The sequence below is a fragment of the Niastella yeongjuensis genome, from assembly GCF_900110245.1.
Taxonomy (GTDB): domain Bacteria; phylum Bacteroidota; class Bacteroidia; order Chitinophagales; family Chitinophagaceae; genus Niastella; species Niastella yeongjuensis.
On the sequence record NZ_FOCZ01000002.1, the window covers coordinates 566,879 to 585,644 of the forward strand.

Genomic DNA, 18,766 nt, shown 5'->3' on the forward strand with positions numbered 1-18,766 from the left:
GAAGAACCTTTTCATTTAGTTTTTCACAGGACTATTACTTTCGTACAGGTTCTTATTAATAATTTGTTACGGTGCTGACTGAATGACATCATACCAATCAGTCAAGCCAGGAGATCTGCCGGTAACAAAGTATGTTTGGAACTTTCCCGATAAGGTACCGGCAAATGATTGATGCTTCAGCATTTCAAGTGAAGTTATGGGGTTGTTATCTGCTGTCGTGCCGCATTTTTAACATTCTAACTACTATAGTCATGCAGCATGAAAATGAAGTGTTGTTACAGGAAAACAAGGACCGTTTTGTTATTCTCCCAATCAAATATCCCGCAATATGGGAAATGTATAAAAAGCATGAAGCCAGCTTCTGGACGGCAGAGGAAATTGATTTAAGCGGCGATCTGAAAGACTGGGCTTCGCTCAATGATGGCGAGCGCCATTTTATTTCACATGTACTGGCCTTTTTTGCTGCCAGCGATGGTATTGTGAATGAAAACCTGGCAGTGAATTTTATGAGTGAAGTGCAATTGCCCGAAGCGCGTTGCTTTTATGGTTTTCAGATCATGATGGAAAACATTCACTCCGAAACATACGCATTACTGATAGATACATATGTTAAGGACGTTAACGAAAAAGACCGGCTGTTCCATGCCATCGATACCGTGCCGGCTGTGAAGAAAAAAGCGGAGTGGGCTTTGCGTTGGATTGAACAAGGGAACTTCGCCGAGCGTTTAGTAGCTTTTGCAGCAGTAGAAGGTATATTCTTCAGCGGTAGCTTCTGTTCCATTTTCTGGTTGAAGAAAAGAGGGTTGATGCCCGGGCTTACCTTCAGCAATGAGCTGATCAGCCGTGACGAAGGTTTGCATTGCGAATTTGCCTGCCTGTTGTACAGCATGCTCAGTGCTAAATTAACACAGGAGCAGGTGTACAATATCATCGGCGATGCCGTACGTATTGAAAAAGAATTTATCACCGAAGCATTACCGGTTGACCTTATTGGGATGAACGCCCGGTTGATGCAACAGTATATTGAATTTGTGGCCGACAGATGGTTGAGTGAACTGGGGTATCCCAAAATGTTCAATGCCACCAATCCGTTCGACTTTATGGAAATGATCTCCCTGCAGGGTAAAACCAATTTCTTTGAAAAGAGAGTAGGAGATTACCGCAAAGCCGGGGTAAACGCCAGCAAAGAGTCGCAACAGTTTTCGCTTGATGAAGATTTCTAAAGAGAGAAAGCCAGAGCGTAAAAAATCCAGCATCCCGAAAGATCGGAAATATTATTTGATAGCACTATAAACTCCATTGACATGAACGTATTAAAAAGGAACGGGAAAAAAGAAACTGTAAAGTTCGATAAGATCACGGCGCGTATTCAGAAGCTGTCGTATGGATTGAGCCCGCTGGTTGATGTGATAGAAGTAACAAAAAAAGTAATTGAAGGTATTTATGACGGGGTTACCACTTCCGAGCTGGATAACCTGGCTGCTGAAACAGCTGCCTCATTAACTACCAAACACCCAGATTATGCCTTGCTGGCCTCACGTATAGCCGTGAGCAACCTGCATAAGAATACCGAGAAGTCATTCTCTGGTACCATGCGCAGGCTGTATGATTATACCGATTCAGCTACAGGCCGTAAAATGCCTTTGCTGGCCGATGACATAATGGAGATCATCGAAGCCAATGCAGAATTGCTGGATAGCTCTATCATTTACGACCGTGATTTCGGTTTTGATTATTTCGGTTTTAAAACACTGGAAAAATCATACCTGTTGCGTGTAGATGGGGTTATTGTTGAGCGTCCGCAGCATATGTATATGCGCGTATCTATCGGTATTCACAAAGAAGATATTGAAAGCGCTATTAAAACATACAACCTGATGAGTGAGCGCTGGTTTACCCATGCCACGCCTACTTTATTCAATGGTGGTACGCCCAAGCCGCAAATGTCATCCTGCTTTTTGTTGACCATGAAAGACGACAGCATCGATGGTATTTACGACACGCTGAAACAAACGGCTAAGATTTCACAAAGTGCCGGTGGTATCGGTTTATCAATTCACAACGTACGCGCTACCGGTAGCTATATAGGAGGAACCAATGGTACCAGCAATGGTATTATTCCCATGCTGCGTGTATTCAACGATACAGCCCGTTATGTTGACCAGGGCGGTGGCAAACGCAAAGGCGCTTTTGCTATTTACCTGGAACCCTGGCATGCTGATATCGTAGAATTCCTTGACCTGCGTAAAAACCATGGTAAAGAAGAAATGCGCGCCAGGGACCTGTTCTATGCACTGTGGATAAACGACCTGTTCATGAAACGCGTAGAATCGAACGGCGACTGGAGCCTGTTCTGTCCCAATGAAGCACCTGGTTTAGGCGATACCTTTGGTGACGAATTTGAAGCGCTGTACCACCGCTACGAAGCAGAAGGCCGTCAACGTAAAGTAATAAAAGCGCAGGACCTGTGGTTTGCTATTCTGGAAGCGCAGATTGAAACCGGTACGCCTTACATGCTGTATAAAGATGCTGCCAACCGTAAAAGCAACCAGCAGAACCTGGGAACCATCAAAAGCAGCAACCTGTGTACAGAGATCCTGGAGTTTACCAGCGCTGATGAAGTAGCGGTTTGTAACCTGGCTTCCCTGGCATTGCCCCGCTTTGTAAACGAAGGAAAATTCGATTTCGATAAATTATACGATGTAACCTATCAGGCTGCACGTAACCTCAATCGCATCATCGATAACAACTATTATCCAATTGAGGAAGCAAAACGTTCAAACCTGCGTCACCGCCCTATTGGCTTAGGCGTACAGGGTTTGGCGGATGTGTTTATCCTGATGCGTTTGCCTTTTGAAAGCGACCTGGCAAAAGTGTTGAACAAAAACATTTTCGAGACCATTTACTTTGCAGCGATGACCGCCAGCAAGGATATGGCGATTGAACATGGGGCGTATGAAACCTTTGCCGGTTCACCTTTATCAAAAGGACAGTTCCAGTTCGATCTGTGGAATGTACAACCATCGAACCGTCACGACTGGAATGCCCTGCGTGCAGAAGTAATGAAACATGGCGTGCGCAACTCATTGCTGGTAGCACCTATGCCAACAGCTTCTACTTCACAGATCCTTGGTAACAACGAATGTTTTGAACCTTATACATCAAACATCTATGTTCGCCGGGTATTGAGCGGTGAGTTTATCATCGTAAACAAACACCTGTTGAAAGACCTGGTACAACTGGGCCTTTGGAACGATACCATGAAGAACAAGATCATTGCGGCTAATGGTTCTATTCAAAACATCAACGAAATACCTGCCGATATCAAAGCGTTGTACAAAACTGTATGGGAAATAAAACAACGTCATTTGATTGACATGGCAGCCGATCGCGGTGCATTCATTTGCCAGTCGCAATCGCTGAACCTGTTTGTTGATAATCCAACTGTGGCCAAACTGACCTCTATGCACTTCTATTCATGGAAGGTAGGTCTGAAAACAGGTATGTATTATCTGCGTACACAGGCAGCAGCCCAGGCAGTACAGTTTACGGTTGAAAAACAAGGCAGCCGTCAAATGGAGCCTGTAGTAGGAATGGGAGGTGAAAGCGCTGATGAAATAATAGAAGGTCAGGTATGCACCATGGAAGAAGGTTGCGTAACCTGCAGCTCATAGTCTTCACAGCTCGAACATATACCAAGTATTGAACACGGAGAGCCTCCATATGGGGGCTCTCTTTTTTTTCCTATATTTGCACCCGGAGTTCTTTACTTTAACACTTGTTTTCGGGTTCTCTGCGTAAAGCGGGGATTAAAAAGGAACCGTGTGAGAATCACGGGCTGTCGCGCAACTGTATGTTGTAGTGGGGTATAACCTCACAGCGCTGCATAATTAGCCACTGTATCAGGCCTCAATGGTATGGGAAGGCATGTAGCAAAACAACAAGCCAGGATACTTGCCTGAAAACGGAGACCAATGCTTTCGCGGTTCAAAAGCAGCAGTCGAAAACAGTTAATCACCTCACCTTGCACCTCACATTGTAACTGTTTCGGTCTAACACTTTATCACGAAAGCATACACATTAAACGTAAAGACATTAATACTATTCATTAATGTTTCACAAAATGTTTTATGCGTATGCTAACACACAATCTTGGGTTCCCCCGCATTGGGGCGCAACGCCAGTTAAAAAAGGCCAGTGAACAATACTGGGCCGGTAACATTACCAGAAGCGAATTATTTCTTACCGCCAAAAAGATCAGGGAAGAAAACTGGTTATTGCAGAAACAGGCGGGTATCGGCATGATACCCTGTAACGATTTCAGCTTTTACGACCAGGTGCTGGATATGTCGTTGCTGGTGGGCGCTGTTCCGCCCCGTTATACGCCTGTGGCCACCGATATTAAGGAAAACACAGAGATCGATCTGTATTTTGCCATGGCCCGCGGTTACCAGCAACATGGCCTCGACATCACCGCCATGGAAATGACAAAATGGTTCGATACCAACTACCATTACATTGTACCTGAATTTACGGCTGGCCAGCAATTCCGGATCCTGTCCGACAAACTGTTCAACGAGTTCAACGAATGCCAACGCGTAACAGGAACTACACCAAAGCCGGTATTGATTGGGCCCGTATCGTATTTACTGTTAGGGAAAGAAAAAGACAATCAACCCTTTGACCGCATTGACCTGTTAAAACAATTGTTGCCGGTTTACATAGAGGTGCTGAAAAAACTGGAAGACAATGGCGCCATCTGGGTGCAGATCGATGAGCCATTTTTGGTGACCGACCTTACAGAGAAACAAAAGCAGGCTTTTGAATATGCTTATAAAGAGATCCGCAGGCAGTGCGGTGATCTGAAAATATTACTGGCCACTTACTTTGAAGGCTTACAGGAAAATACCAGTCTGGCCGTAAACCTGCCGGTATGTGCCCTGCATATTGACCTGGTACGGGCACCGCAACAGGTAGATGAGGTAGTAAAAGCCGCGCCGCCCAGACTGTCCATCTCATTGGGTGTAGTAGATGGCCGTAACATTTGGAAGAATGATTACAGCAAATCACTGGCGATTATCGAGAAAGCAAAAGCAGTTATTGGTGAAGACCGGCTGATGCTGGCGCCTTCCTGCTCTTTACTGCATTCTCCTGTTGATCTGGAAGGAGAAACTGCATTGGATGCAGAGATCAAAAACTGGATGGCATTTGCCAAACAAAAACTGGATGAGATAAATGAGTTACAACAAATAGTGGCCGGCGATACAACCCTGTTGAAAAAGAATGCAGCCATTATAGAAAGCCGCCGGAACTCAACCCGTATTCATAAACAAACAGTAAAAGACCGGGCGGCAGCAATTAAAGAAGCAGACGCCACCCGTACGAGTGAGTTTACCGTTCGGCAACAGATACAGCAGCAGCGGTTTCAATTACCCTTATTTCCCACCACCACCATTGGCTCGTTTCCGCAAACTGAAGAGATCCGGCAGCTGCGCGCTAAATTGAAAAAGGGAGATTTGACCCAGCAACAATACGAGTCGGAAATTGAAGACGCCACCATCTCGGCTATCCGGGTGCAGGAAGAGATAGGCCTCGATGTGCTGGTGCATGGCGAGTTTGAGCGCAATGACATGGTGGAGTATTTTGGCGAACAGCTCGATGGGTTCCTGTTCACCAAAAACGGCTGGGTACAAAGCTATGGCAGCCGTTGTGTGAAACCACCCGTGATTGCAGGGGATGTAAGCAGAACCGGTGATATGACCGTTCGATGGAGCGCTTTTGCCCAGGAACAAACCAACAGGCTGATGAAAGGAATGCTTACCGGCCCCGTAACGATCCTGCAATGGTCGTTTGTACGGGATGACCAGCCCAGGTGGCAAACGGCTTTTCAAATTGCCCTGGCCATAAGAGATGAAGTGGTGGCCCTGGAAAAAGCAGGCATCAAAGTAATACAAATTGATGAACCGGCTATTCGCGAGGGATTGCCATTGAGAAAGAAAGACGGTCCGGCATACCTGGAATGGGCGGTAAAAGCATTCCGCTTATCGGCCAGTGGGGTTAAAGACGAAACGCAGATCCACACCCATATGTGTTACAGCGAGTTCAATGATATTATGGAGCACATTGCCAAAATGGATGCCGATGTGATCACCATTGAAACAAGCCGTTCACAAATGGAATTACTGGAGGCCTTTGCCCGGTTTAAATATCCTAATGAAATAGGGCCCGGTGTATACGATATACATTCCCCACGGGTACCCACAGTGGAAGAAATGACCCATTTACTGGAGAAAGCAACGGCCTTATTGCCGGTTAAAAACCTATGGGTAAATCCTGACTGCGGTTTAAAGACCCGTCGCTGGCCGGAGACCATTGCCGCGTTGAAGAACATGGTGCAGGCAGCCCAGCAGGCGCGGGAGAAAGCAACAGCACCCGTATTGATTTAAATAAAATAATCATCGCCTAAGTTTCAGTTACAAGTAAGTTGCCCCTCTTTGCGGGGTAACTTGCTTTTTTAATTTAACGTAATTACAGCATACCAATGACCATAGAGGAAAAGATCAAACAATCCGAAACCCGGATCTTCAAGGCCGTATTCCCTAACACCACTAACCATTACGACACGTTATTTGGCGGCACAGCCATGGCCCTGATGGATGAGGTAGCGTTTATCGCAGCTACCCGTTTTGCCCGCAAACGAATGGTAACGGTTTCCTCGGATAAAATAGATTTTACCCGCCCCATACCGGCCGGAACCATCATAGAGCTGATTGGTAAAGTGATTCATACGGGTAAAAGCAGTGTACGGGTGCTGGTTGAAATATATATTGAAGAAATGTATTCATTTGAACGGGAACGGGCAATCAGCGGCACCTTTACGCTGGTAGCGGTGGATGAGCACAAGAAACCAGTAGCCATTTTGTAGTGAGTGGTGAGTTGGCAGAGGGCAGAAGGGAGAAGGCAGAGGGCAGAAGGCAGAGAAATCGGGCGGGGTAAGGTCGTTTATTAATTTCAAAGCTCGCGAACCGTTTCACGTTTGCCGTTTCACCTGCCGCGTCGCGGCTCTCTGCCTTCTGCCTTCTGCCCTCTGCCCCTGAAAAGGGCGGATAACGCCAACCAATCGGAGGTTTAGATTAAAAAGTCTTAATATGAGGTTTTCTTTAACAATTCGTAGACAAAATTTTATCAATTTTAAGCTATGAAACCCATTAATTTGTTAAAAGTTAAATTGCCCCATGAATTGCATTCGTTTTTATAGATCCCTGATTGTTTTGGCCTTACTTTTTTCCGGTATAGGGGCCGGCTATGCTCAACAGATCGATTCCATGGTGAACCTGTATGGTGAAAGATACCCGCAGGAGAAGATATATGTTCACTTTGATAAACCGGCTTACAATACCGGTGAAACCATCTGGTTTAAATCGTACCTGTTTGCGGGCATTGTACCCTCACCCATCAGCAAGAACTTTTATGTTGAACTGCTCGATCAGTCGGGCAAGGTGTTACAACAAAAGCTGCTGCCCATTTATGAGGGCTCTTCTGCCGGTAGTTTTGACCTGCCAGCCAATACACCGCCCATTATCGTCTTCCGGGCCTATACAACCTGGATGATGAATTTTGATACCTCTTTTATCTTTAGCAAAACCATCCGCATTCTGAATAAAACGGTTGCAGTTGCCCCAGCTTCCACTGCGGCAACAACCAGCGCCAAAACAACGGCTGGCAAACAACCCGCCACTGCGCCGCAAGGTGGTGCAGGCAGTAATCCTGCACCTGCCGTTACCTTACGCTTCTTCCCTGAAGGCGGTGACCTGGTAACAGGTCTTGAGTCGGTGGTGGCAGTTAAAGTGACCGACGAATTCGGATTGCCTGTATCGGCAGAAGGCGCCATTAAAGATGGCTCGGGAGCTACGGTAGCCACTTTTGGTACAGTGCATGATGGGATGGGGCGTTTTACCATTGAACCCCAGGCCGGTAAAACCTATACCGCCGAATGGACAGACGAAAAAAAGCAAACACATAAAACATCCCTGCCTGTAGCCAAACAAACCGGGGTAACCATACAATGCGCTCCCACCGGTAGCCGGGAGGCATTTATTATCAGAAGGTCACAGGATGCATCAGACGATTATAAAACCCTGTACCTGCTGGGTTATTTCAACTCACAGGTTGTATACAAGGCCCGGTTGAACCTGACGCAGAATTTTATGGTGAGCGGTTCCATTCCTTTGGAAGGCATTCCCACCGGTATGTTGCAAATGACCTTATTCGATGCGAACTGGAAGCCTGTTGCCGAGCGTATTACTTTCGTAAATAAAGAAGATTATTTCTTTACCACCCGTGTAGTACCAATTACCAGGAGCACTGCAAGCCGGGCAAAAAATACCCTGGTGATCGATGTGCCCGATACGCTGAAATCGAACCTGAGTATCTCAATCACCGATGCCGGATTGACCAAAGCTGATCCCGATGCTGATAACATTGTATCGCATTTGCTATTAAGCGGCGATCTGCGTGGCTATATTCACAATCCCTATTATTACTTAACCGGTAACGACGATACGGTACGTTCGCACCTTGACCTGGTAATGCTTACCAATGGCTGGCGCCGGTTCAAATGGGAAGACCTCGCCGCCGGTAAACTGCCGGTTATAAAATACCCACGCGAAAATTATCTCTCGCTCAGCGCTACATTAACCGGTATACAGCCCAGCCAGGTGCCAAAAAATACCCAGATCAACGTGTTCCTGCAGGCAAAAGACTCCTCCCGTCAATTGTTCTTTTTATCAATTGACTCAACGGGTAAATTTCAACAGGAAGGACTGGTGTTCTTTGATACGGTGAATGTGTTTTACCAGTTTAACAACAACAAGTACCTCGCTAATAAATCCGTGGTTAATTTCAGCAATGGAACACATAAACCTCCTTTTCTTATAAAACCCGATTCGGCCTGGCGCGTGCCCATGCCCATTGATACAAGCCTGTTGAACAGGGGCAAGTACTTTGCCAGTGAGGCGGAGCGGTTGAAACCTGAACTGGAGAAAAAAGTAAAAACACTGGAAGCCGTTACGGTAAAGGCAAAAACAAAGTCGAAGTCACAGATAATGGATGAACGCTATACCAGTGGTTTATTCTCTGGCGGCGATGCCACCACATTTGACCTTACAGATGATGTGGCAGCACTGGGAGCTATGAATATCTTCACGTATCTGCAGGGCCGGGTGGCCGGTTTGCAGATCACTACCGGCGGTCAAACCTCGTTACAATGGCGGGGCGCTACACCTTCCCTGTTTTTGAATGAAATGCCGGTTGATGTAAGTGCCATTGAAAATATTCCGGTTACAGATATCGCATATGTGAAAGCATTCCGGCCACCGTTTTTCGGTGCAGTGGGTGGTGGCGCCGGCGGTGCCATTGCCATCTATACCAAAAAAGGCGGCGATGTTACAGCCAATACTTCCAATATGGGCGGGCTCGATAAAACCAAACTAAACGGTTATTCCGTTCCCAAGGAGTTTTATTCACCCGACTACAGCAAGGAAGTAACCAATTCCGATCTGCCCGATATTCGTCCTACCTTATTCTGGCAGCCATACATTCTTACCGATAAGAACAATCACAAAATAAACCTGACCTTCTATAATAACGATGTAACAAAACGCATCCGGATTATTCTGGAAGGTATAAATGAAGAAGGTCAGCTCACCAGGGTAGAGAAGATTATTGAGTAAATAGAAGTTACTTCGATAAATAGAAATGCCTCACTGTAAAGTGGGGCATTTTTATTTATTTAAACTCACCACTCACAATCTAGTTCTTCAAAATCGTGATCGTCTTATTCGCATCATGTCCTTTGATGGACGTTGAATCGGGTGGTGGTGGGGGTAATTTATGATTATAAGTAACAACAAACTTCGAATACATTTCCATCATGGGACTGGCAAAGTGCATGGCATCGCCTTCCTGGGGCGTAATAAGACCATCTATGATCAGTGTATCGCTGTCACTCATGGGTTCAATTTCGAAAGTATAGTTGTAAGATAGTTTGGGATTGGGTTTGGAGATCTCCAGGTCATAAAAGGATTTATGATCGTACGTAAGGAACAGGGTAATATTGCCGTATTGCTTACTCATGGTATCCTGGGTAACACCGTCCAGCACTTTTTTCAGCGGGGTTGAATCCGACGACAGGATCCACACACTATCATACATCACTTCTTTGGGGTCATCGGCCAGGTATACCTGCATTTTTTTTACAATAGAATCATCTGTGTTTTTAAAAACAATGGTATCATAACTGGCTGGAGCTGGTTTACGTCCAAACCAAAAGTACATGCCTACGCCAATAATGACCATGATCAGTAAAATTATCCAGGTTCCGCGCATATAGATAGGTTGTGGTTAGCGACAATTATTCATTTAAGGTACCCAATCCCTTGCAATTAACATGCCTTGATGTCATGAAAAATATTTGACAATACCGGGGTCCGGGATTCGCCTATCTTTGGATACAACCTACTGAATTATGAAAATCGCTGATATTATTGCTTTGTTGGAAGCTGTGGCGCCACCTTCGTTACAGGAAAGTTATGACAATGCCGGATTGCTAACCGGTAACCCGGGCTGGGTCTGTACCGGTGCTCTTTGTACCCTCGACGCAACAGAGGAAGTGGTGAATGAAGCCATACAGCGTGGTTGTAACCTGGTAGTGGCGCATCACCCTATTATTTTTGGTGGCTTAAAAAAGATCACGGGTAGGAATTATGTAGAGAAGACCATAATAACGGCTATTAAAAATGATATAGCTATTTATGCTATTCATACCAATTTAGACAATGTAATAGACGGCGTGAACGGTATGATGGCGGATAAGCTGGGATTGAAGAACCGCAAGATCCTGTCGCCCAAAGAGGGCACATTGAAAAAGCTGTACACCTTTGTACCTGTGGAACAGGTGGAGCAGGTGCGGGCAGCCCTGTTTGAAGCCGGAGGCGGCCATATTGGAAATTACAATGAATGCAGTTTTGGGGCAGAAGGGACGGGTACCTTTAAAGGTGGCGAGGGAACCAATCCCTTTGTGGGCCAGCCGGGTGAACGGCATTATGAAAAGGAGCTTAAGATGGAGGTCATATTTCCGGCGTACCTGCAAAACAACCTTATCAGGGCTTTGCGTACAGCGCATCCTTACGAAGAAGTGGCGTACGATGTGGTGAACCTGGCCAATACGCATCCCGAAATAGGGTCGGGACTGGTAGGCGAGCTGCCGGAAGCGATGCCCGAAGCGGCCTTTTTGAAGCAGTTGAAGCAGGCATTTGACCTGCCCCTGATCCGCCATACGGCTCTGTCGGGGAAGCCGGTTAAAAAGATCGCCCTGTGCGGGGGTGCGGGTAGCTTCCTGGTTTCCAAGGCTTTAGGGGTAGGGGCCGACGTTTACATAACCGGGGATATGAAATACCATGAGTTTTTTGATGCCAACGGCCGGCTGATAATTGCTGATATTGGTCATTTTGAAAGTGAGCAATTTACCATAGATTTACTGGCTGGGGTTTTGCAGGAAAAATTTCCTACCTTTGCCGTCCTTAAAACGGCTTTAAAAACCAATCCTGTACATTATTTTGTGTGATCCTGCCGATCCCGACAAGTCGGGATCGTTGAAGTGAATGACGAAAAATGATCAGGGCGGTGAAGCCGGGGACCTGCTACCATAAACAACAAACTATAAATTTCTTTATGGCTAACGTTAAAGATTACTCTGTAGAAGAAAAATTAAGCGCACTCGTTGGATTGCAGAAGGTTGAGTCGAAGATCGACGAGATTCAGATCCTGAAAGGGGAGTTGCCAATGGAAGTGAGCGACCTGGAAGATGAAATTCAGGGATTGCATTCCCGCCAGGTTCGTATTGAGGAAGAGATCAACGGCATACAGGAGTTTATCAACCAGAAGAAAAACATGATCAAGGAAGCTGAAGCCCTGATCAAAAAATACGAAAAGCAAAGCGAGAACGTAAAGAACAGCCGCGAGTTTGAGGCCATCAATAAAGAGATTGAAATGCAACAGCTTGAAATAAAGCTGGCCGAAAAACACATTCGCGATGCTAATGAAGAGATCGCCGAAAAAGTAGTAGTGCTGGATAAAGCTAAAAAGAACATCGCTACCAAAGAAGGCGTGTTAAGCACCAAGAAAGGTGAGCTGGAAAAGATCATCGCCACCAACGAAAAAGAAGAGAAAGCATTGAACAAACAGGCTTCTGAAGCCCGCGAAAAAGTAGAAGAGCGCCTGTTGCTGTCATACGATCGTATTCGCAAAAACTACCGTAATGGTTTAGGTGTAGTACCGGTTGAACGCGATGCCTGTGGTGGTTGCTTTAACGCTATCCCCCCTCAACGTCAAAGTGAGATCCGGCAGCGTAAAAAGATCATCGTTTGCGAAAACTGCGGCCGTATCCTGGTTGACCGCGACCTGTTCGACAGCGTTGAAGTAAAATAAGAACTTCCTCAACATAATTATTAAGCCCTTCCCGATTCATCGGAGGGGCTTTTTTCGTTACGTGACTAACTTGTGCCCTGCTTTGGGCGCCGAAGGTATAGTGTAGGCATGAGTTTGTGCCTTAACTCTGTATCTTGCAGCCATGATTAGCCTGAGGCCAACCTGGTTGGCAGCATTACTGGTTTTACTATCTGTGCCTATGCAGGCCCAAAAAGTATTTGATTTTAACGACCGATGCAAACAGGCTTATCATGAAATCATTCAGCTAAAATTGAATAACGGGCAGCAACTGTTAAATGCAGAAAAGACCCAGCACCCCAACAACCTCATCCCTTACTTTCTCGAAAATTATATCGACTTCTTTACCCTGTTCTTTAATGAAGACCCGGCGGAGTTCAAAAAGCGATTGCCTAACCGCGATACCCGCCTCGATCTGATGGATGAAGGACCGGAGAACTCCCCCTTTCTGTTATTTGCCCGTTCAGTGATCCATTTCCAATGGGCGGCAGTAAGGGTAAAATTCGGTAACAACTGGGACGCAGGGTGGGAGTTTCGCCGTTCGTTTTTACAGGTAAAGAACAACCAGCAACAGTTTCCCCGCTTTGCACCCAATAGCCTGTATGCAGGTACTATGCAGGCAGCTGCCGGCACTATCCCTGATGGTTATAAATGGTTAAGCAATTTGCTGGGCATCAACGGCAACATAAAAAAGGGCATGGGCAAGATCAATACCTTTTTACAGGGTAGCGATGAGTGGTCGGCGCTTTTTCGCGATGAGGCCATTTTTTACTACTGTTACCTGAAATTTTATGTGGAGAACGACAAAACCGGTGTTTTTCAGTTTATAGATCAGCAGCACCTTGATGTGGTGAATAACCATCTGTTTGCCTACCTGGCAGCGAACTTAAACCGCAATAGTCAGCAGGCCGAAAAAGCCGAAGAAATTATAACCGGGTTAAATATGAGCGGCGCTTACCTGGCTATGCCCGTATGGGATATGGAAATGGGTTATGCCAAAGTTCATCACCTTGACCCGGCTGCCGCCCCTTACCTGGAGCGCTTCATCAATACGTTTAAAGGCCGCTTCTATGTTAAGGATGTATTACAAAAATTAAGCTGGCATTATTACCTGCAGGGAGATGAGGCAAAGGCACACGCTTATCGCCAGAAGGTCCTGACGAAAGGCACCACCGATTCGGAGGCCGATAAGCAGGCGCAGAAAGAAGCCACTACGAATAGCTGGCCCAATAAGTTGCTGTTGCAGGCGCGTATGCTGAACGATGGCGGGTATTACCGGCAGGCCCTTGCCTTGCTACAAGGCAAGAACACGGGAAATTTTTCCCTGGCAGAAGAAAAACTCGAATTTGCCTACCGGGCCGGCCGGTTGTATGATGACATTGGGAACGACAGCCTCGCCATCGTATTTTATAAAGAAGCTATTGAGCTGGGCGAGCAACGCAAAGAACATTTTGCCGCGCGGGCAGCCCTGCAGATCGGGTATATATTTGAGCAACGTGGCGATAAACAAACCGCTATCAACTGGTTTCAGCGTTGCCAGAGTATGAAGGACCACGATTTTAAAAATTCGCTCGATGCCAAAGCAAAAGCGGGCATTGCGCGTTGTAAGGAATAGCTGTAAGCTGTATTTGGGGAAAACCGGGTTATATAAAGTCCATGATCGCAATTATATTTGTTACGTTCAAATAGTAAGTACCGTGCTTAAAAAACTTTTCATACAGAACTACGCTATTATTGACGAGATAGAGATCGACTTCTCGCAAAAGCTGAATATAATCACCGGGGAAACCGGTGCCGGTAAATCGATCTTAATGGGCGCTCTGTCATTGATCCTTGGCGACCGCATCGATACATCGGTATTACAGAGCCGTGATAAGAAATGCTTTGTGGAGGGCACCTTTGAAATTGGTGAGAAGAAAGCCGTAAAAGCCTTTTTACGCGAGCAGGACCTCGATGTGGAAGACGAACTGGTGATCCGCCGCGAAATAGGCAGCAATGGCAAATCAAGGGCCTTTGTAAACGATACGCCCGTTAACCTGGAACAACTCCGTCAGTTAAGCTCTATGCTGGTTGACCTGCATCGCCAGTTCGATACACTGGAACTGGGGGAACGCGATTTTCAACGGCAGGTGTTGGATGCATTGGCCGGACACGGTGATGTATTGCAACAATACCAGGGCGCTTATACCCAATACCAAAAGGCGCAACACGAGCTTACCCAGTTACAACAACAGAAAGACCAGTTCACCAAAGAATACGACTATAACAAGTTTTTATTTGATGAACTGCATGAGGCGGCATTGAAAGAAAATGAACTGGAAGAAGCCGATGCAACCCTCAAACTGCTGAGTAATGCAGAAGGCATAAAGACCGCATTGGGTAAAGTGGCTTATGAACTAAGCGAAGGCGAGTCGCCCATAGTGCAACAGCTGAAATCATTATACAATCAGTTAAGTGCGTTCAGCGATAACCATCCCGGTATGCCGGCATTGGTGCAACGGTTGTTGTCGGCACAAATAGAATTGCAGGATATTGCCGATGAAGTGGAGCGTATAAACGACCAGGTACAACACGATCCGCAGAAAATAGAGCAGCTGAACGATCGTATTTCAATCGGTTACAAACTGTTGAAGAAACACGCCGTGCATACTACGCAGGAACTGCTGGCCATCAAAGATTCCCTGGAGCAAAAATTGCAGGCGGTGTTGAATATCGATGAGGCTATTCAAAGCAAAGAAAAAACAGCCCAGCAATTAATGCAAAAAGCTATAGAGCTGTCAACAAAGCTAACGGCCAACCGGATTAAACAGGTGAAGCCCCTGCAGGATAAAGTAAATAAATTATTAGCCCAGGTAGGTATGCCCAATGCGCGATTACAGGTAGATATAACGCCACTGGCCAACCTGCAGATAACCGGACAGGATGATATTGAATTCCTGTTCGATGCCAATAAAAGCAACCGCTTTGAGCCCATACGTAAAGTGGCATCGGGTGGTGAATTGAGCAGGCTGATGCTTTGCATAAAATCGCTGGTGGCCCAATCGCTCGATCTGCCCACGCTCATCTTCGATGAAATAGATACCGGTATTTCAGGCGAGGCTGCCAAACAGGTTGGTATCATTATGAAAGACCTGGCCCGCAAACGCCAGGTGTTCAGCATAACCCACCAACCGCAAATTGCAGGAAAGGCAGATGCCCATTATTTTGTTTACAAGGATATCAAGGGCAATTCCATTAAAACGAACATCAAATTACTGTCGCAGGAAGAGCGGATAACCGCCATCGCTAAAATGTTAAGTGGCGAAAAGCCCACTGCTGCTGCATTGGAAAACGCCCGTGAAATGGTGATGAATTAATGGAAATGATGTTAATTTGCCGTTCCTAAATTTAAAATCAAAATTCTATGTCATATAACCTGCTTAAAGGAAAGAAAGGAATCATTTTCGGCGCTTTGGATGAAAAGTCGATTGCCTGGAGAACAGCGTTGCGTTGTCATGAGGAAGGTGCTCAGCTGGTATTGACCAACGCTCCGGTGGCCCTGCGGATGGGAGAGATCAATAAGCTGGCGGAAGCAGTAAACGCGCCTGTTATTGGCGCTGATGTGACCAATATGGACGATCTGAAGAATTTATTCGAAGGCGCCATGAAACACTTTGGCGGTAAAATAGATTTCGTATTGCATTCAGTTGGCATGAGCCTGAACGTTCGTAAGAACAAGCCTTATACCGAAATAGACTACGGATTTAATCAAAAGACTTTAGATATATCGGCTATGTCGTTGCACCGGGTGCTGCGTACGGCCTGGGACCTGGATGCCATCAGTGATTGGGGCAGCGTGGTAGCATTGACTTATATCGCTGCACAACGTGTATTCCCTGATTATAACGAAATGGCCGATGCGAAAGCATTGCTCGAAGGCGTTTCCCGCAACTTTGGCTATCACTACGGCGTAAAGAAAAAAGTACGTATCAATACCGTGTCACAATCTCCTACGCAAACAACCGCCGGTAGTGGAGTGAAGGGATTTGATGGCTTTATTTCCTATGCTGAAAAAATGAGCCCGCTGGGTAATGCTACAGCTGACCAATGTGCTGATTATTGCGTAACCCTGTTCAGCGATCTGACGAAGATGGTTACCATGCAGAACCTGTTCCATGACGGCGGTTTCTCCTTTACCGGAGTTACACCGGCTGTTATTGAGCAAATGGGGAATTAGGATGCAGGAAATAGGAATTAAGATATAAGAAATAAGATATTCACGAGAGGGCAGCACACTGAATGGGTGGCTGGCCCTCTTTTTTTGCTTGCTATTGCCCTGCAGGTTGCACAGGAAGTTCTTCCCACGTCTTACTTCATACCTCCTGCCTCTTACATCTTACTTCGGGGTGCCCCGCAGAGGCCAAAAAAAACCGCCCGCTTTACAGCGACCGGTTTGCACTATTTTTTAGCCATGGGCTTTAATACTCATCTTCATTAAAGAAGAAGTCATCCTGACTTGGGTAATCCGGCCAGATGTCTTCAATACCTTCATAAATTTCACCTTCATCTTCAAGTTCCTGAAGATTTTCTACCACTTCAATGGGTGCACCGCTACGGATCGCGTAGTCAATCAACTCATCTTTGGTGGCAGGCCACGGTGCATCTTCGAGATAGGATGCAAGTTCTAATGTCCAAAACATGTGGTTATCCTGTTTAAAGTTTTAAATCCACGAAACGTTACCGAATCAAGGGAGGGAGAACATGGATTCCTTACCCCTCAATTTTTCGCAAAAGTAACCCTCCTGACGAAAAAACCAAATCTATCTTTGAAAGATAATGGAAGGAATTCTTAAAAAGTTTCCCCAAACGGATACTATGAACGGGAAGCCAATGGTTTGTAGTATCTTGACCCCATATTAGAAGTAATTCACAACACATGTTAACAGCGACAAATATTCAAAAATATTATGGCCAGTTATGGGTTTTGAAGGGAGTAGACCTGGAAATAAAACAGGGCGAAATTGCCAGTATTGTAGGGCCTTCCGGCTCGGGAAAAAGTACGTTGTTACACATTTTAGGCACCCTCGACAAGCCCGATAAAGGGGAGGTGGTGGTAGGAAATGAGCGCATTAATTTCCTGAATGAGAGGCGGATGGCGGCTTTTCGCAACCAGCATGTGGGGTTTGTGTTCCAGTTTCACCACCTTTTACCCGAATTTTCCGCCCTGGAGAATGTTTGTATACCCGGCTGGATGGCCGGCCGAAGCAAAAAAGAAGTGGCAGACCATGCTTTATCGTTATTACAAATGTTGGGATTGGAAAAACGCATCGATAATAAACCCAATCAGTTATCGGGTGGCGAGCAACAACGGGTAGCTGTGGCCCGCGCCCTCATCAATAAACCTGCTATAATTTTTGCCGATGAACCAACCGGCAACCTCGATTCGGCCAATGCCCGCGAACTGCATCAACTGTTCTTTACCCTGCGCCAGCAGTTCAATCAAACCTTTTTAATAGTTACGCATAACGAAGAACTGGCCCAAATGAGCGACAGATTATTGCACATGAAGGATGGCAAAATTGTGCAATAGGGATAACATATACGTGCCGGTTATAATGTCATTGGCTAATTGATCCTGGGTTTCCAGGGAATTTCTTCTACATTCATCTGATGGCCGGTATACCGGGCCAGCACGAATAAATAATCGCTGAGTCGATTGAGGTATTTCAGAATGACCGGTTCTATTTCTTCGCTTTCCTGGTCAAGGCGTACGCAACAACGCTCAGCCCGGCGACAAACGCAGCGGGCTATGTGCAATTGCGATAACACCGGATGACCACCGGGCAGAATAAAGCTCTTCATGGGCGGTATAACCTCATTCATGCGGTCCATTTCCTTTTCGAGCAGGGTAATATCTTCTTCCTTCAGATCGGGAATGCGCATTTTAGGCTCTTTAACCGGATCGCAGGCCAGGGAGGCATTCATCGTAAACAACCGGTCCTGTACCTCCGCCAGTAAATTGCGGGCGGCTTCTTCGGTAAGCAGATCGCGGCATAAACCTATCCATGAACTTAATTCATCAACGGTACCATACGCTTCAATACGCAGGTGTGATTTAGGCACTTTTGTTCCGCCAATTAATGAGGTAGAACCTTTGTCTCCGGTTTTAGTATATATCTTTTGAGCCATGATTGTTAATGTTGATTAGGTAACAGGCAATGGTGAAAAAGGGCAGAAGGCAGAGAACCGCGACGCGGCAATTGTGAATGGTCATTGGTGAGTG

Annotated in this window: 14 protein-coding genes and 1 riboswitch; of the genes, 11 read left to right on the forward strand and 3 right to left on the reverse strand. The window is 46.1% G+C overall.

Features of this window, described 5'->3' with window-relative positions; translation table 11 throughout:
* Nucleotides 1–251: 251 nt before the first annotated feature.
* The 5 genes from BMX95_RS07015 (at nucleotide 252) to BMX95_RS07035 (ending at nucleotide 9,731) form a co-directional block, all read left to right on the forward strand.
* Complete coding sequence (locus tag BMX95_RS07015) at nucleotides 252–1,223, forward strand: ribonucleoside-diphosphate reductase small subunit (protein ID WP_081201265.1); 972 nt, start codon at nucleotides 252–254, stop codon at nucleotides 1,221–1,223.
* 81 nt (nucleotides 1,224–1,304) lie between these two features.
* Nucleotides 1,305–3,674: a ribonucleoside-diphosphate reductase subunit alpha gene (locus BMX95_RS07020; protein ID WP_081201267.1), complete on the forward strand. Its 2,370-nt coding sequence runs from the start codon at nucleotides 1,305–1,307 to the stop codon at nucleotides 3,672–3,674.
* A 95-nt stretch (nucleotides 3,675–3,769) separates the two neighbouring features.
* A riboswitch (cobalamin riboswitch) is annotated at nucleotides 3,770–3,976 on the forward strand.
* Nucleotides 3,977–4,136: 160 nt separating this feature from the next.
* Nucleotides 4,137–6,446, forward strand: a complete 2,310-nt coding sequence (gene metE, locus BMX95_RS07025) for a 5-methyltetrahydropteroyltriglutamate--homocysteine S-methyltransferase (RefSeq protein WP_165758966.1) — start codon at nucleotides 4,137–4,139, stop codon at nucleotides 6,444–6,446.
* A 95-nt stretch (nucleotides 6,447–6,541) separates the two neighbouring features.
* Nucleotides 6,542–6,925 carry an acyl-CoA thioesterase gene (locus BMX95_RS07030; protein ID WP_081201271.1) on the forward strand — a complete coding sequence of 128 codons (384 nt, stop codon included), beginning with the start codon at nucleotides 6,542–6,544 and terminating at the stop codon, nucleotides 6,923–6,925.
* A gap of 310 nt (nucleotides 6,926–7,235) precedes the next feature.
* Complete coding sequence (locus BMX95_RS07035) at nucleotides 7,236–9,731, forward strand: hypothetical protein (RefSeq protein WP_081201273.1); 2,496 nt, start codon at nucleotides 7,236–7,238, stop codon at nucleotides 9,729–9,731.
* A 79-nt stretch (nucleotides 9,732–9,810) separates the two neighbouring features.
* Here BMX95_RS07035 and BMX95_RS07040 read toward each other — a convergent pair whose 3' ends face one another.
* A complete protein-coding gene (locus BMX95_RS07040; RefSeq protein WP_081201275.1) occupies nucleotides 9,811–10,386 on the reverse strand; it encodes a hypothetical protein in 576 nt (191 codons plus the stop codon).
* Between the two features lie 139 nt (nucleotides 10,387–10,525).
* On the opposite strand from BMX95_RS07040, the gene BMX95_RS07045 reads away from it, so the two are divergent.
* The 5 genes from BMX95_RS07045 (at nucleotide 10,526) to BMX95_RS07065 (ending at nucleotide 16,720) form a co-directional block, all read left to right on the forward strand.
* Complete coding sequence (locus BMX95_RS07045; RefSeq protein WP_081201277.1) at nucleotides 10,526–11,623, forward strand: Nif3-like dinuclear metal center hexameric protein; 1,098 nt, start codon at nucleotides 10,526–10,528, stop codon at nucleotides 11,621–11,623.
* A gap of 107 nt (nucleotides 11,624–11,730) precedes the next feature.
* Nucleotides 11,731–12,486 (forward strand): zinc ribbon domain-containing protein, encoded by a 756-nt coding sequence (locus BMX95_RS07050; RefSeq protein WP_014221629.1) that lies wholly within the window; start codon nucleotides 11,731–11,733, stop codon nucleotides 12,484–12,486.
* A 142-nt stretch (nucleotides 12,487–12,628) separates the two neighbouring features.
* Entirely contained in the window at nucleotides 12,629–14,119 is a 1,491-nt protein-coding gene (locus tag BMX95_RS07055; protein ID WP_081201279.1) for a tetratricopeptide repeat protein, read from the forward strand.
* Between the two features lie 82 nt (nucleotides 14,120–14,201).
* Nucleotides 14,202–15,860 carry a DNA repair protein RecN gene (recN, locus tag BMX95_RS07060; protein WP_165758967.1) on the forward strand — a complete coding sequence of 553 codons (1,659 nt, stop codon included), beginning with the start codon at nucleotides 14,202–14,204 and terminating at the stop codon, nucleotides 15,858–15,860.
* A gap of 47 nt (nucleotides 15,861–15,907) precedes the next feature.
* Nucleotides 15,908–16,720 carry an enoyl-ACP reductase FabI gene (locus tag BMX95_RS07065; RefSeq protein WP_081201281.1) on the forward strand — a complete coding sequence of 271 codons (813 nt, stop codon included), beginning with the start codon at nucleotides 15,908–15,910 and terminating at the stop codon, nucleotides 16,718–16,720.
* A gap of 241 nt (nucleotides 16,721–16,961) precedes the next feature.
* On the opposite strand, the gene BMX95_RS07070 is transcribed toward BMX95_RS07065, so the two are convergent.
* A complete protein-coding gene (locus BMX95_RS07070) occupies nucleotides 16,962–17,183 on the reverse strand; it encodes a DUF2795 domain-containing protein (protein WP_014221625.1) in 222 nt (73 codons plus the stop codon).
* Nucleotides 17,184–17,419: 236 nt separating this feature from the next.
* Here BMX95_RS07070 and BMX95_RS07075 point away from each other — a divergent pair, with 236 nt between their 5' ends.
* Nucleotides 17,420–18,073 carry an ABC transporter ATP-binding protein gene (locus tag BMX95_RS07075; protein ID WP_081201283.1) on the forward strand — a complete coding sequence of 218 codons (654 nt, stop codon included), beginning with the start codon at nucleotides 17,420–17,422 and terminating at the stop codon, nucleotides 18,071–18,073.
* 35 nt (nucleotides 18,074–18,108) lie between these two features.
* On the opposite strand, the gene BMX95_RS07080 is transcribed toward BMX95_RS07075, so the two are convergent.
* Nucleotides 18,109–18,672, reverse strand: coding sequence for a cob(I)yrinic acid a,c-diamide adenosyltransferase (locus BMX95_RS07080; RefSeq protein ID WP_081201285.1), 564 nt, complete (start codon nucleotides 18,670–18,672; stop codon nucleotides 18,109–18,111).
* Nucleotides 18,673–18,766: the final 94 nt, after the last annotated feature.

Bases quoted from the DNA above. Each gene is read 5' to 3' on its own strand.
- BMX95_RS07015 (WP_081201265.1), top strand. From the start codon at position 252: ATGCAGCATGAAAATGAAGTGTTGTTACAGGAAAACAAGGACCGTTTT.
- BMX95_RS07020 (WP_081201267.1), top strand. From the start codon at position 1,305: ATGAACGTATTAAAAAGGAACGGGAAAAAAGAAACTGTAAAGTTCGAT.
- metE (WP_165758966.1), top strand. From the start codon at position 4,137: ATGCTAACACACAATCTTGGGTTCCCCCGCATTGGGGCGCAACGCCAG.
- BMX95_RS07030 (WP_081201271.1), top strand. From the start codon at position 6,542: ATGACCATAGAGGAAAAGATCAAACAATCCGAAACCCGGATCTTCAAG.
- BMX95_RS07035 (WP_081201273.1), top strand. From the start codon at position 7,236: ATGAATTGCATTCGTTTTTATAGATCCCTGATTGTTTTGGCCTTACTT.
- BMX95_RS07040 (WP_081201275.1), bottom strand. From the start codon at position 10,386: ATGCGCGGAACCTGGATAATTTTACTGATCATGGTCATTATTGGCGTA.
- BMX95_RS07045 (WP_081201277.1), top strand. From the start codon at position 10,526: ATGAAAATCGCTGATATTATTGCTTTGTTGGAAGCTGTGGCGCCACCT.
- BMX95_RS07050 (WP_014221629.1), top strand. From the start codon at position 11,731: ATGGCTAACGTTAAAGATTACTCTGTAGAAGAAAAATTAAGCGCACTC.
- BMX95_RS07055 (WP_081201279.1), top strand. From the start codon at position 12,629: ATGATTAGCCTGAGGCCAACCTGGTTGGCAGCATTACTGGTTTTACTA.
- BMX95_RS07065 (WP_081201281.1), top strand. From the start codon at position 15,908: ATGTCATATAACCTGCTTAAAGGAAAGAAAGGAATCATTTTCGGCGCT.
- BMX95_RS07070 (WP_014221625.1), bottom strand. From the start codon at position 17,183: ATGTTTTGGACATTAGAACTTGCATCCTATCTCGAAGATGCACCGTGG.
- BMX95_RS07075 (WP_081201283.1), top strand. From the start codon at position 17,420: ATGTTAACAGCGACAAATATTCAAAAATATTATGGCCAGTTATGGGTT.
- BMX95_RS07080 (WP_081201285.1), bottom strand. From the start codon at position 18,672: ATGGCTCAAAAGATATATACTAAAACCGGAGACAAAGGTTCTACCTCA.